11 protein-coding genes are annotated in these 14,090 nt (G+C 71.1%); 8 read left to right on the top strand and 3 right to left on the bottom strand.

Annotated elements, in window-relative coordinates; all coding sequences use genetic code 11:
* The first annotated feature begins 240 nt into the window (after positions 1 to 240).
* From AC07DS_RS16925 to AC07DS_RS16915, 3 genes are all read left to right on the top strand, one after another.
* Entirely contained in the window at positions 241 to 1,212 is a 972-nt protein-coding gene (locus AC07DS_RS16925) for a hypothetical protein (protein ID WP_479146032.1), read from the top strand.
* Positions 1,213 to 1,395: 183 nt separating this feature from the next.
* Positions 1,396 to 2,202: a Hachiman antiphage defense system protein HamA gene (locus tag AC07DS_RS16920; protein ID WP_479146031.1), complete on the top strand. Its 807-nt coding sequence runs from the start codon at positions 1,396 to 1,398 to the stop codon at positions 2,200 to 2,202.
* Positions 2,199 to 5,810 carry a DEAD/DEAH box helicase gene (locus AC07DS_RS16915; RefSeq protein ID WP_479146030.1) on the top strand — a complete coding sequence of 1,204 codons (3,612 nt, stop codon included), beginning with the start codon at positions 2,199 to 2,201 and terminating at the stop codon, positions 5,808 to 5,810. The genes AC07DS_RS16920 and AC07DS_RS16915 overlap by 4 nt, the downstream gene beginning before the upstream one ends.
* A 224-nt stretch (positions 5,811 to 6,034) precedes the next feature.
* Here the strand turns inward: AC07DS_RS16915 and AC07DS_RS16910 are convergent, their stop codons facing one another.
* Entirely contained in the window at positions 6,035 to 7,573 is a 1,539-nt protein-coding gene (locus tag AC07DS_RS16910) for a hypothetical protein (RefSeq protein WP_479146028.1), read from the bottom strand.
* 261 nt (positions 7,574 to 7,834) lie between these two features.
* Entirely contained in the window at positions 7,835 to 8,260 is a 426-nt protein-coding gene (locus AC07DS_RS16905) for a hypothetical protein (protein WP_479146026.1), read from the bottom strand.
* A gap of 256 nt (positions 8,261 to 8,516) precedes the next feature.
* Here AC07DS_RS16905 and AC07DS_RS16900 point away from each other — a divergent pair, with 256 nt between their 5' ends.
* Positions 8,517 to 8,777 (top strand): GNAT family N-acetyltransferase, encoded by a 261-nt coding sequence (locus AC07DS_RS16900; protein ID WP_479146024.1) that lies wholly within the window; start codon positions 8,517 to 8,519, stop codon positions 8,775 to 8,777.
* 352 nt (positions 8,778 to 9,129) lie between these two features.
* Here AC07DS_RS16900 and AC07DS_RS16895 read toward each other — a convergent pair whose 3' ends face one another.
* Complete coding sequence (locus AC07DS_RS16895) at positions 9,130 to 9,795, bottom strand: hypothetical protein (protein ID WP_479146023.1); 666 nt, start codon at positions 9,793 to 9,795, stop codon at positions 9,130 to 9,132.
* A gap of 204 nt (positions 9,796 to 9,999) precedes the next feature.
* Here AC07DS_RS16895 and AC07DS_RS16890 point away from each other — a divergent pair, with 204 nt between their 5' ends.
* The 4 genes from AC07DS_RS16890 (at position 10,000) to AC07DS_RS16875 (ending at position 13,887) form a co-directional block, all read left to right on the top strand.
* Positions 10,000 to 10,908, top strand: a complete 909-nt coding sequence (locus AC07DS_RS16890; RefSeq protein ID WP_479146269.1) for a TnsA-like heteromeric transposase endonuclease subunit — start codon at positions 10,000 to 10,002, stop codon at positions 10,906 to 10,908.
* A gap of 353 nt (positions 10,909 to 11,261) precedes the next feature.
* Positions 11,262 to 11,507 carry a hypothetical protein gene (locus tag AC07DS_RS16885; RefSeq protein WP_479146021.1) on the top strand — a complete coding sequence of 82 codons (246 nt, stop codon included), beginning with the start codon at positions 11,262 to 11,264 and terminating at the stop codon, positions 11,505 to 11,507.
* Positions 11,508 to 11,730: 223 nt separating this feature from the next.
* Positions 11,731 to 12,930: a DnaB-like helicase C-terminal domain-containing protein gene (locus AC07DS_RS16880; RefSeq protein WP_479146020.1), complete on the top strand. Its 1,200-nt coding sequence runs from the start codon at positions 11,731 to 11,733 to the stop codon at positions 12,928 to 12,930.
* Positions 12,931 to 13,167: 237 nt separating this feature from the next.
* Positions 13,168 to 13,887 carry a hypothetical protein gene (locus AC07DS_RS16875; RefSeq protein WP_479146018.1) on the top strand — a complete coding sequence of 240 codons (720 nt, stop codon included), beginning with the start codon at positions 13,168 to 13,170 and terminating at the stop codon, positions 13,885 to 13,887.
* Positions 13,888 to 14,090 lie beyond the last annotated feature (203 nt).

The raw sequence follows: 14,090 nt of genomic DNA, 5'->3' as shown, positions 1-14,090 counted from the left end.
GGCGCCCGCCGACACCGTGCTCGGCGCCGCGACCAGCACGGCCACCGTCGTCGCGGGACGTGCCAGACTCCGCGCAGCAGCCGCGCTGCTGCCGCTGCACCTGGAACCGGGACACCCTTGTCGATCAGTGAGCCCGCCCTGCGGACCGCCCACAAGGAAAGGTGACCGCCTGGCGGGAAGGACACAACCCGAACGGACAAGACTCGGTTCGGGCTGACGTTCGGCGCCTAGGTTGCGGGCATGCCTCACATCGCCAGTTCGCCGTTTCCTCCAGACCTTCCCGACAGTTTGAAGCTCTGCTACCGGGAGCCCCCGGCAAATCCCCGCCCGGACGCACCGGCCTGTTCCTGGTGCCGCCAGAACGCGTCTTCCACGCGCATACCGTTCCTGGACCAGGACGCCGACGCTCCGGCAGCCGACCTGTGTGACACCTGCCTGCTCCTGGTCGGCTTCGAGGACGCATCGCGGTACCTCGACGGCGGCGCCTTCTGGGCGTCCTGGCCGATCGTCACCGGCCTGGCCACCGAGCCGCACCACGAGTCCGGCTGCGCGTTCTGCGGGCGGGCAGCCGCCGAAGCGCGCGCATGGTGGCCCGACCCCTACGTGCAGGACCGCACCAGCGTCCTGCTGAAGCTCTGCGACATCTGCCCGGGGCTCCTCGAACTCGCCGACGCCCCCGACAGGGAGCGGTTGTGGAGGCAAAGGCTGCGCACCGCCTGCCGCGTCGGCATGCAGGACCGCCTGGGCCAGGAGGCTGATCTGCCCGAGCTGCCCCAACCTGAGCGGAAGCCGAAACCGAAGACGAAGCGCCCCACACGGCTGACCGACGCGCACCGGGAAATGCTCGAGACGATCCGCCAGCGGGGGGCCATGGACTCCCATGCTTTCTCCCGGGACGACCAGCACCGCGTCCCGCGGCGTCCCCTCTCCTGGTGGGGCAGACGCATTGCCCACCTCTTCGACCATCAGCTCATCACCACCGTCACGAACCCGCCGGGCACCCACGCGATCAACACGGTCCGCGTCCTTGAGGAGGACGAGCGCGAGCTGGAGGAGCAGGTCTACACATGGCATGTACCGGGGCCCGTGTGGGACGGGGAGCGCGTGCTCGAGCCCTCGCCGCCTGACGGCTGGCCGGAGCTGCACGCCCGCCTCATGCGGCTACGGGCTGAGCGCGACGAGCGGGCCCTGGAGCTGCGTGCCGCGTCCTGAGAGACTCGCGAGGAGGCGTAAGTTAGCCCGACCAGCATGCCTGATGCCCATGCTCACCCGAGATAACTGCCACTCCATCGGTGGCCAGCGTCCCGGGATGGAGACCGATGGCGTGCACTGGCCTAGCCTTGCCCCAGGTGCGCTTGCCGACCAGGCGTGGCGCCCGGGGAGGGGCAAGGGCGCGTGTTCGACAAGTGGCTCAGGCCGCAGGCCGTGGACCAGCCGGACGGGCTGCTGGAGTACCAGCTGCTCGCCGATGAGGGGCTGATCGAAGACGACGAGCTCGTTGAACGGCTGGGCCACGAGGTGATGCGCAACTACCTGGCTCCCAATGAGCTGGCCAACGTCTTCGACGACCTGGGTGCCCCGGAGGTCGCGGGCTACCTGCGGAAGAACAAGTTTCCCGTGGACCGCAAGATCCGGCACGGGGACTTCGGCGAGATCATCACCGGCGCTCTCTACCGCAGGGTGCGCCGGTGGTGCGTCCCGGTCCTGAAGCTGCGCTACAAGCAGACCCCGGCCCAGGCCGTGCAGGGCACGGACGTGCTGGCGTTCCGCTTCCGCCAGGATCCACCGGCTATCGCCGTCCCGGAAGTCAAGACCCGCGCCTCCCGGGACAACCGGGTCGGGGAGGAGGCGTACAGCAGCCTGGAGAAGGTCCTGGACAGGCTGGACGAGAGCATCCACTTCCTCATGGCGCGCTGCAACGACCGCGGGCAGGTATTCCTCGCCCGCCGCCTCGGCGCGCTGCTGCGCGATCCAGGGCGGCGCCAGGTAGAGCGGCACATGCTCTTCGTCCACGACGCGGGATCGTGGAAAGAGGACATCGTGACCGGCCTCGGCGCGATGGTGACCCAGCGCACCGAGCTCACCGTCGTCAAGATCGACGACCTCAAGGAGTTCGTCGGCCGCGTCTACGACGCGGCAGAGACAGCCCCCGGCACCACCACGAGCAGCGGCAAGGACAACGGAACGGCGGGAACAGAGTGAGGGACGACGACGGGACCATGCGGCGCCTGGGCGACCAGGCCCTGGCCACCGGAGAGGCGTCCGCCCCCCTGCGCGGCCAGCTGCGTTCCCACGTCCTGGCCGAGCAGATCAGCACCGAGGGCACAGCCGCCTACACCTACGATGCCGACGCGCTGCGTCGCGGTCTCTCCCTCGCCCGACTCGGGCAACTGGCCCGCACCCCCCGCGAGCGACGTACGGACCCAGGGCCACTACCGGACATCGCCCAGGCCTACGCCGACCTCGCCGTGCAGGCGAACGAACCGGAGACACGGATCGAACTGCTCGCGATCTCGGCGACCATGTGGAGCCTGGCCGGCTACCAGGCCAACGCCACCGCCATCGCCCGCACCTTCCAAAGACAGGTCGGGGAGCTGTTCTCCTACGGGGACATGCCCGACACCAACGGGCTGACCGCCGCCGCCCCCTACCGGATCGCCGAGGCCGCCGGCGCAGTCCTGCAACGCGACATCGACACCGTCGCCCAGTTTGGCGCCGCCACAGCAAGCGAACTCCCACGCCTCGGCCGCGCACTCACCACCGCGCTCGCCGCAGGCCAGGCCGAGCAGGCGGACCTGGCCGTGCTGGCCGCCTACGGCCTCGTCGGCCGCTCGGCACGCTCTCTGGCCACTCTGTGGCGCACCGGCGACCGCACGGCCGGACGCGCCGCGATCAGCGACCTGAAGCAGGCCTCGGCCATCCTCCTTCAGGCCTCCGTCGTGGACACCTGGACCCTGGTCGACTCCCTCGCCCACGTCGTCGAGGACATCGTCGCGACCTCCCCGTGGCTACTGCTGCGCCGCGCCTCCACCTGGTCGAGGACCTGGGAGCGCTACCTCAGGGCCCTGATTGTCTCCGACCGCCCGCTCACACAGGTCTGGCCCTCCCAGCGCACCGCCCTGGACGCCGGACTCCTCGACGCCCGAGCCCACAACCTCACCGTCACCATGCCCACCTCCGCGGGCAAGACCCACATCGCCGAGTGGGCCATCCTCCACGCCCTCGCCGACACCGGCGAGGCCGACGACGGCCCCCTCGGCCTGATCCTGCGCTTCCTCGATCCGCCGCTGGCCGTCTACGTGGTGCCCACCCGTGCGCTCGCCGCCCAGGTCGAACGACATCTCGCCGCCAGCCTCGAACTCGTCGGCCTGCGCGTCTCCTCCCTCTTCGGCGGCGCCGAACACGTCCGCTACGAAAACCAGCTCCTGGACCACACCGACGTCCTCGTCGTCACCACCGAGAAACTCGACCTGCTCCTGCGTAATACCCCCGAACTCGCCGGCCGGCTGCGCCTGGTTCTCGTCGACGAAGGGCACTCCATCGACCGCTCCGCCCGCGGCCTGCGTCTGGAGATGGTCCTCACCCGGATCCGCCGCACCACCCCGCAGGCGAGGATCGTCCTGCTGTCCGCGGTCCTGCCCAACGGCGAGGACATCGCCCGCTGGCTGGAGCCCACCGCCAACGGCACCAACCACGCGAAGATCGACTGGTCACCCTCCCAGCTACGCACCGGAGTGTTCTCCTGGCAGGGACAGGAGAAGGACGGACAGACCGGCAGCATCCACTACGGCACCGCCCAGGGCAGAGACTTCTTCGTCCCCAAGGTCCTCACCCGCCGCCTCACCCGCACCCGGCTGTTCCCGCGCGACCTCAAGGACGTCGCGGCCTCGCTGGCGCTGCACTTCGAACGTCTCGGCCCGGTCCTGATCTCCACCACCCAGCCCACCTACGCGCAGGCCGCCGCACGCGCCCTGCAAACGGCACTGGACAAGACCGACACCCCGGTGCTCGGCGGGCGTAACCAGAGCGACCAACGCCTGGCGCTCTCGGAACGGATCGCCGAGCACCTCGGCGCCGAGCACGAGCTCACCGTGATGGTGACCCAGGGCATCGCCTACCACCACGGCACCGTCCCGCAGCCCGTCCGGCACCTGCTGGAACGCGCCTACCGCGACGGCGCACTGCGCGTACTGTGCGCCACCAGCACCCTCTCCCAAGGCATGAACCTGCCGGTCAAGACCGTCCTGGTGCACAGCACCTGGCGCAACCAGGAACAGATCGGCGTCCGCGAGTTCTGGAACGCCGCCGGCCGCGCCGGCCGCGCCTTCCAGGAGACCGAAGGCCACGTCGTCCTCATCGCCAAGGACGCCCAGGACGCCCGAAAGCTACGGCGCCGCTACCTCGACAAGGACAACATCGAACCAGTCCTGTCCACCATCGGCGCGCTCTACCACCGCCTCGCCATCACGAGACTGGGCGCCCGCCCCACCCCCGGACAGAACCTGGCGGACATCGACCTGCCCGACCCAGAGCAGGAAGAACTCACCGAATGGGCGCAGGAACTCGAGCTCCAACTCCTGACGATGCTCGCCGAAGAGGTCGTCGACACCCCCGACCAGAACCTGCTGGAAGACGCGGCACACGACCTGCTCGCACACACCCTGGGCGGCCACCAGATCGGCGCCCAGGAGTGGTCCCTCAAACCGCTCGCCCGCTTCACCGCCCGCCGCGTCGCTGCACTCGCCCGCCAGCTCCCCGACCCGGCCGCCCGCGCGGCGATCCTGCGCACAGGACTGAGCCTGCAAGGCGGCCTCGACGCGATCACCGCCGCCGAACAGGTCGCGAACACCCTCACCGAACACCCCGGCCTCCTCGGCCCCGCGACATGGCCAGCCCTGCGCGACACCGTCCTGACCGCCGCCACCACCATCCAGGAACTCCGCCGCAGCGCCACCGACAAGAACCGGCCGATCGGGGCGGTCGTCCCTCTCGCCGGCGACTGGATCGCCGGCTGGACGCTCCAGGAGATCCACCACCACTACCAGCTGCTCCTCGATGCCAAGGACATCACCGTCACCTCGGACTACATCGACAAGGTGATCACCCAAGACCTGGCCTGGGCCGTCTCCTCGATCCTGCAGATCCTGGAGACCCGCCACGGCATCACCCCCGAAGGCCCACTCGCCGCCCTGCCCGCCATGCTCAAATACGGCGTCGACACCGCCCCCGCCTGCTACGCCGCCAGCCTCGGCATCCACCAGCGCAGCGCCGCGACCGACCTGGCCGCACGCTGCCCCGTCCCCGAGCCGTCCTTCTCCGACTTCACCGGCTGGCTCGCCGACCTGACCACCGACGAGATCACCGCCATCACCACCCCCAACATCGCGGCCCTGCTCATCCGCAGCACCGAGCGCCGCAGCCCCCGCAGCGTCCAGAAGACCATCCTCAGCGGCCGAGGAACGTTCACCACCCCCCTGCGCGGCGTCCGGCACGCCAACAATGTCTGGCTTCTCGCCAGACTCCCGGCGGGAACCCGTCTCGACCTGGTACGAGACCCCAACAACCCGGCTGACCCGAACGCCATCCGGGTCGAGCACCAGGGGCTCCCCCTCGGCTGGATCGCCAAGTCCACTGCCCGGCCGCTCGCGCTGGCCCTCGACGACCGGCCCGCCCCCTTGGTCACCGCCGTCCTGCACACCGACCCCCAACCCTTCGCCGACACCGGCCAACTGGCCGACCACGACCAGGTCGAGCTCGCCATCACCATCAGCCCAGCGCCGGAAGAACGCAGAAGGCGCACATCGCGGTGACCAGCCCAGCCCGATTGGGGGACCCCGTTTACGACGGCGGCCATCCCGGCCGGGACGGCATGGAAGCCCCGGACAGCGGCGTCCACCAAGCCATGGGCCTGACCTTGCCGCCGACGAGTGGTTCGAGCCATTGAGGGAGGACCAGGCTCTACACTCCGACCGCGGCTTCCGCCTCGCATGACCTGCCGCCCTGGCCGCACGCCGCCTGCCACTGCGCGTCTTCCTCAGGGCTGTGGCAGTGCCTGCGTCAGCGCGGTGATCAGGCTCTGATGGGCCGCCTCGGCTTCCCCTGGAGCGCAGCCCGTGCAGAAGGTGTGGCCGCCGCGGGTGACGACCAACCCCCAGGCTTGAGCTGCGTGGACCCCGTCTCCGTGACTCTCCGGTGCGTGCACGATGACACCTTCGACCAGCCGGGAGAAGACAACGCCAGCGATCCGGTCGGCCACCTGGGCAGAAGAAGCGAACTCCCAGTTGTTTCCGCCGTCATACGGGCTGCCGAGGCTCTGATGCGGCGGTCGCTCCAGCAGCGCTGCCGTACCGGAGAAGTCCTCCAGCGTGAGCGTGATCGCCCACAGGCGTGCCGCGTCCTGCTCCGCAGACGACCACACAGGGTCGAACATATCGCGGTCGTCCTCGAGGTCGTGCTCGACCTGGTAGCGCACAGCGGCAGACTCCACGAGCCGCCCGTTCTGCTCGACAATCAGGCCCTGCTGCTCCGCCCGCGCCCTCTTGCGCGTCATGTAATCCAGCGGCTGCGGGCGCAGCAGGATGACGGCTTCCGCCGGCCCTACGTCGCCGGAGTTGTCGCAGTGGCGCCGCCATGCGGTCTCCCGCTCGACGATGCCCGCCGCCAGGTCGGCCAGCGCCGCACGCTCCGCCTCGTCCGCGCCGAAAGGCGGCGGGTCTTCGCGGGCAGGAAGCCCGCCGGCCAGGGCGTCGACCACCCAACCAGGAGGGGATGGCGGCCTCGGCGCGACACCGGTGAACGGCGTGAACCAGGCCTCGGGGCGAAGGTCATCGCGGCCGTGAATGCCATTCGTGGAGGGCTCCAGGCTGTAGGTCATCTCCGAGTCGTAGGCGATCAACGCGGGACTGTTCCAGGCGATGGCCCTCAGAGCCTCACCGATCCGAAGGTCCGCAGTATGAGGCGACCAGTCTCCGCCAAACCCTGCGGACTGCGCGGCCGAGGAGCCGTCCATATCGTCTACCAGTTCGGGAGCCGCGGTCACCGCGAGAGCCAGCGCCACGGTCGAGGCATGGCAGACCGGGACGAATGCGGTGTCGGCTCGAAGCTGGTGAGCCACCTGCTCAAGAATCCCGGCGAACCGCAGCCGCCAGGCGGCGTCCATCCCGTCGCACACCCGCGGCAGCCGCAGTAGCACACCGTCCTGCTCGTCGGCGTAGTAGGCATAGGGCCGGTCTCCCAGGCGCACGGCGTCCGCGTACAGATCCCACGCCATCTGCCGTGCCGCCACCGACGCCAGTGCCCGCAGGTCCGCGCCGAGCGCCGGTTCCAGGTCAGGGCCCGTCGCGGGCCTTTGCGGGTGGGCGCACTCACGTGCCCGGCGATCGTCCCGCGCCCAGCCGCCGACCTTCGCCAAGACGTCCTGCACCAGCTCTCGCACGGGGCGAGCGGCCTGCACATCCCGGACCAGATTCGCCGCGAGCCCCCGCACCGCGTCCTCATCGAGGTAGGAGCGCAGGGCCCACGACTCGCTGATATGCAGTGCGGCAGCCACCACCCGGGCCTGATGGCGCAGCACGTGAACGGCCTGCCCCGGGACAAGGCCGACCCCACGTCGGCGGCACTCGTCTTCCAAGAGGCCAGCCAAGTGCTGGACACGGGACACGCGGGGAGTCACATCGGCACTCTACGGGAACGCCGTGCGAGGCAGCGGTGCCACAGCCGGCTGCCACCGACCTGCGCCCACCCTTGCGCCTTTGTCGAGAAGGGGGCATCTGGGGAAGCTGCCGAGGTGGACACCAACAGGACCGCCCGCTGACGGGGCCGGACTTCCAGCCGACTACTCTTCGGTCGACTCAGGCGATCCGCCGCCGAACTGCTGGTGCCAGCGCAAGGCGCCCAGGTTCTGCCACAGCACCCCGAGTCTGACCTGGGCCTCGGTGAGCCCCGTCTCTGCGGTGAGCTCCTCAGAGCTGATCCTTCCGCCGTGAGTGCCGATTGCGCGGCTGATCTTGCCTGCCCACAGCTCGGCGTCGACGAACGGCCGGTCCTTGTACTGCTCGATGAGCTGGGTCAGGTGCTCGCGTGAGCACCCTACGACCATGCGCCTTCCGTCGAGCCTGGGGTCGACGGAGTGGACGACTGATGAGTCTTGGAACACGCTGTACCCCTCGGTGGCGTCCGCCACCACCGCCCCGCACAGATCACACAGCTCGGGCAGGGCCTTGACCTCGTCGCCGAGGTTCGGTTCCTCGCGGTCCGTCACACCACCTGTCTACCGCCGTGACACGAGCGGGCACACACCGACACTCCGTGCTTCGACGGCCGAAGGAACCATCTCGCAACCGATTCGCACTGATGTGCAGATCAGGTTCGGCGCGCCTCCTCGCCCGGCAGGGCCGGGCAAGGAGCCGATGCGAATGGCCCTGTCGCCGTACGACGTCCTAATGGTGTGAGGGTGGGAACAAGCCTGGCTGCCCATCCAACCCACGTGAGCGCGGAAGCCGCGCCTGGTCTGGGAGTTGCACACGCGGACCGAGCGGGTCGGCTACCTCGATGCCCAGGACGGCGAGTCCCTCTGGATCAGCCACATTGGGGTCGACCCCAGCTACCGCCACTGCGGGTACGCCCCCCGGCTGCTGCGCGCCGTGCTCGCACACGCCGCGGACCTACCGGTCGGCCTGGTGGCGGCGCCCTTCCCCTCCTGGCGGGAGCCGGGACTCTCCCACGACCACCTGCGCGCCTGGCACGCGGCACGGCTTCACCGCGGATCCCGGTCCTGAGGATCCGTACCGCATGGTCCGGCCCGGCGGGTTCCGCTGCCCGGCGAAACCACCATCCCCACTCGGCAGCGCAGTGGCTGAGCCGGGCACCCGGCCGGCGACCTCTGTTCTGCCAGCAAGGGTCAGCACCTCAAAGGTCGGATGACACCGCTTCGCCGGGTCTCTGGCAGGCAGCCAGCCCGGCAGCGTCCTTCTCGGTAGGCATCCGCCTGACAAGGGCGACCAGCGGTTTTCCGGCGACTACGCAAGGCGTGGTCCCAGTCCGCGCGCTTTGTGGCGGCGGAACCGGCCGCCCGGGGCACGGCCCTGACCGGGGTCCTCGACGCGTGACGCAACGCCCTCCGGGGTCGCGTCAGCGGCGGGCTTCTGCGGCCGCCTTGAGCTTGGCCTCGACCTCGGGCGGAAGCGGGAGGACGGGCGTGGCACCCGGGTTGGTCGGCCCCTCGTCATGGACGCCGTCGGGCCCGGCGATGGCCGTCCAGCGGCTGATCTCACGCACCTGGTGGGCGGAGACCTCCCACAGGGAGTGCCCCGCTGCCATCGAGTCCGCGCCGCCCATGTCGAACCAGTTGATGCGCATCCAGCCGCCGTACAAGGCCAGCGCCGTCGACATCCACTGCACCGACACCGGGTCGATGTCGGCGGCCCATTTGTCGTGGTGCGGATGAGTCTTGTACTCGAAGTAGGCGAAGCCGTCGCGCCGGGCGAACACGGGCAGCGGGCCGGACGCCGGTACGCGGCCGCTGCCGTCACTCGTCAGGTACATCTCGCGCGCCGCGCAGCCGGGATCGGCGCAGGAAATCTCGGTGTCGGACAACCGCAGCCACAACGCCACCTGCACGTCCTGCCCGTTCTCGGTGGGCAACGACCACACCCGCTCACGGCACTGCGACGCTTCGTGATCGCGAAGGCGCCACTGCTCGGGGAGGTCATGCGACAGGCGGTGGAGGTAATGGCCGACCAGGCGCCACGCCTCCTCGGCCGACGGAGTGATGACGTGGGCGGTCTCGGCGGTCATGCCCGGAGTCTAGAGCCCGCAGCGGGACCCCTGTGCGACGTACGCCGAGAAAGGGCGGACCCCTACACCGTGGATTCGGCGAAGCACGGCGCAGCCGGAAGGCGGCTCTGCCAGCATGAAACGGTGACACGCATGAGGCCCCACCAACTGCTTGACGGCGTACAGATCGGACTGCGGTTCGAGGAAGGGCGAGCGGCACAGTGGATGCCCGTGACAGACGTCGACGTCCACGAGCTGGCCCGCGCTGAACCGTGGCGACGGCAGCTCACCCACCGCGGCGAGCAGCTCCACCTCGGGCAGTACGCCGCGATCAGCACCGGCCAGGCGCCGGTGGCCACGGACGGCATCTGGGAACGCCTGGAGCTGGCGGACTTCGACCCCACGGTGCGGTCCCTGATTGGCCAGCCGTTCAAACTCCGCGCCGAGGAAGGCCCCGGGAAAGCCGGCTACATCCCCGACCTGATGCTGATCAGCAACGACGGCAAGGTCACCATCGTCGACAGCTCCCCGACGGCCGGCGATCTGCGCCCCTCCGAGCGGGTGCTGGACTGGGCCGGGGAAGTCATCCGCGCCCGGGGCTGGACCCACGAATGGTGGACAGGCCCCAAGGACGCGCAGCACTACACCAACGTCAAGGCCCTGCGCGGCTTCTGCCGCCCCATGCACGAAGTACAGCAGGCGCTGATCGAACCCATCCTCGCCCTGTGCGCCGACACCCAACTGCCTATCGCCGCGGTGGAGGAGAACCTCGCGGGCGAGAAGATGCCCAAGCCCATGGTGCGGGCGGTGATCCAGCACCTGCTGTGGTGGGGTGACCTGACCACCGACCTGTACCGCCCGATCACCACGGGCACCCGAGTACGCACCGACGCGGCCGCCCATAGGCCCGCCCCGGACCAGTGGGATGTCGGGACCCGCCTGATCCTCGGGCCCGACCGCGGCACCGTCGTGAGCTGCGAAGGCGACCAGCTCGTCGTCGACCTCGACCCCTCCCTGTTCGGGCAAGGCGAACGCACCTTCAGCCGCCAGGACCTCACCGAAAAGGCCACCGCCCTTCCTGCCGCCTACCAGCGCCCGCTCTTCCCGACCCAGCCCTTCACCGTGCCCCGCTGAACGGCATCCCCCCGCCACGCGCCACCGGCCGGAAATTCTGAACGATGTACACAACGTTTCCGGCCGACCTGGTGGTCCTCGCCGACCCCGCCAGCTGGGTAACCGCCCGGCGGCGGACTGGAGCCGGGCGCATGTGACCGGGGTCATGTCTGTAGTGTCCAATCCTGGACTGTGGCACGGCTGGACGGCGGGCACCGTGAGACGACCCCATGGCGGAGGCGGAGAGCATCCCGTGCAGTGCCGCAGGCCCGCCCATACAGGCGGGCCGTGGGGGAGGGCGGCCGGATGCGGCTCTGCCTGTCAGCCTGGCCCCGTACGCTCAATCAGCCAGCCCACTCCGACGAGGAGCCGTCATGACCGAGCAGGATCCCCAGAGCCTCTGCCTCGCCCCCGGCGCCATCAGCCGCGGAGGAGAGGAGAAGACCGTCTTCCGTACGGACCGCGTGTTGCTGGTCGACCTGGACTCGCAGCCCTCGGCTGAGGGCTGGACGCCGCTTCTCGTCGACACCCCCGGCTTCGGCGGCCCGCTGCTCCCGGCGCAGGACGACTCCCTGCCTCCCGCGCCACTGCCCGGGCTGGTGTACCCCAACTCCCGCTGACCAGCCGCCGGGCGCCGCCGCTCCGGCCGCACCCGGCTGGGGGTGTTGCAGCGGCGTTGCGCAGAGTAGTGGCTGCACGTGGCCTTGTCGGTGACCCTGCGGCGGGATTCACGCGGGCAGGTGACCGTTTTCCGGGGCGGTTCCGGTGCTGCGGGTGCCGCCCGTACGGTGGGACTTCCGTTGCCGGCCGCGTCCGGCCCGCCCGTGCGAGGTGCCCGTGACCGTGTCCCCGACCCCCGCTGCCGGGGAGCCCGGCCCGGACGGCGGGGAGCGTCCGCCGCCTCCGCTGCCCGGGAGTCTCGCCGTGGCGGCTGCGTCGCTGCTGGGTGCGCGGGCGCCGGTGTCGACGTTGGTGCGGGTTCTGGACGAGGCTCTGGGCGGTGGTCTGCACGCGGGGCGGCTGTACCTGGTCACCGTCACAGGCCCGGCGGGCGATGACGGACGGCCCGGCGCGGGCGGGGGGCTACTTGCCGCCGGTCCGGTGCGGGCCGCGCTGTTCCGGGATGCGGGCGCCGTCCTGTACGCGGCTTTCGGGCCCTCCGCGCGGGACATCGCCGCGCGGGTGATGGCCGGCCAACTGAGGGTCGGCTACCGGGCGTTGCGCGAGGGGCGGCTGGAAGGGGCGGCCCGGGCCGCGGTGGCCGAGCTGAGCGCCGGGCCGGAGGCCGCGCGGCTGCTGATCGAGGACCGGACCGGGACCGAGGTGGGTGAACTCGTGCGTCTGGCCCGGGATCTGGAGGGGCTGCGCCTGGTCGTCGTCGACGGGCTCCAGGCGGTGCCCAGCCTCCGGCCGTCGGCGCACGAGGTGGAGGCCGGCGGCGGGGCTGCGCAGGAACTGCGGCGCCTGGCCCGCGATCTCGACGTGCCGGTGCTCGCGGTGGCGGAGACCGGCGACGATGACGGCGACGGCTTGCGCGCCGTCCTCGCCCCGGACGTCGTGGTCGCGCTGACCTTCGCCGCGGACGACGCCGGCTACAACGCCCTGGGGGACCGGGCGGGGGTGACCGAGTGCAATCTCGGCCTGCGGACCGAGGTGGATTTCCGTACCGACCTGGCGCGCGCCCGGCTGATCGGGCCGGAGTTCGACGTGTACGGGGTGTTCGGCTCCGATGAGGGCCGTCTGGTCGTGGACGCGCTCACGGATGCGGCCCAAGGCCTGCCGGAGGCGTCCGAGGGTCTGCCCGAAGGCCTGGGCAAGAGGCTGGGGCAGTTGTGCAGGGGCATGCCCGACAGCTTCTCCGGGCTGGAGTTCGGGGATCTGCCGGACGAGGCGCAGCAGGCGGTTCTGCAGGAATGGGCGGGGCGGCCCCCGCTGCCGGACACGGACTGGGGACGCCGTCTGGGCGCGGCCCTCGACGCGTTCTACGCCCATGCCGTCGCGCACGGCTACGACCCGGAGGACGAGATCCCCCGCGAGCCCTGAACCCCTCCCCGCACTGGCCCGCTGCTCGCCGATGTGCTGGAAGGCGGGTGCGAGTTGGCGAGGAAGGGCGGGCGGTATCCGCTACGATGCCGACTGGCAGGACGCGCAACGCCGACCGCCGATGCTGTGTCCCCGCCCGCGCCGGGGGCAGCTCAGACGGCCAAGGTCCCCTCCCGGGCCCGCGACACCTACCCGTACGACTGCGGGCAGGCGCGGGGTGCCCGGAGAGAAGACGTCATGCCACGCCACCAGTCCCGCGCCGGCCAGCGCGCCCGCGCCGCGCAGAAGGCCACGGGCCGCACCGGTAGGTACACCGAGCTGCTGCGCGCCAAGCTCGGACCGCGCGGCGTCCGCCGGGAGCCCGGCCACGCCGAGCCCGCCCGCCGTCTCGCCGCCCAGCTGCGCGCCAGCTTCGGCGCCGAGGGGGAGAAGGCGGCCCGCCTGGTGGATGCGGCGGTGGCCTGGGCGGTGAAGGACCGCGAACTCAAGCACGCTCTGCTGCGCACGCAAGGCGACCTCGCCGCCCGCGCGCGCCTGCGCCCCGCCCTGGACGAGCACGCCGCCGACGAGGTCACGGTGCACGACGCGCCCCTCGTCCAGGTCGTCTACATGGTGCTGGAGGCGGCTGCCTGGGAAGAGACGGAGGCGAGTGCGGAGTTGCTGCGCGAGGCCGCGGACGTCCTGGACCGGCTCGTCGGCGCCAGCCACATCGGAAATCCCGCGATCTACGGGGTGCGGGCCGACGGGTGGCTCACCGAGCCGAGGATGTTCGAGCGGATCTACACCACGACCGCGCCGGTCGCGGTTGTCGCGGCGGCGGCCCTGCGCACGATGCGGGAGGCCGCCCGCATCCCCGACGAGGACGAAGCGACCGACGCCGACTGCATGTTCACCCTCCAGGAGGCCGCGCGCTTCGCGTGCACCGCCGCCGACCTCGCCGCCCGCCCGGCCGCCTGACCCACGTCGTCACGACCTGCTACCCCGTGGCCGCGCCCGGCACGGGGCAGCACCTGAACAAGGCACCCCCTGACCGGGCTCTGACGCGGGCCCGCCTGATGGTGGGGGGGGGGGGGGGGGGGGGGGGGGGGGGGGGGGAGGGGCGGGGGGGGGGGGGGGGGGGGGGGTGCCCCCGGCGGGGCAGCCAACGGCCACCGCGCCCC

Source organism: Streptomyces sp. NPDC044064 (assembly GCF_056434245.1).
Note: the sequence above shows the minus strand (reverse complement) of the source record. Positions and strands in the feature narration are given on the sequence as shown.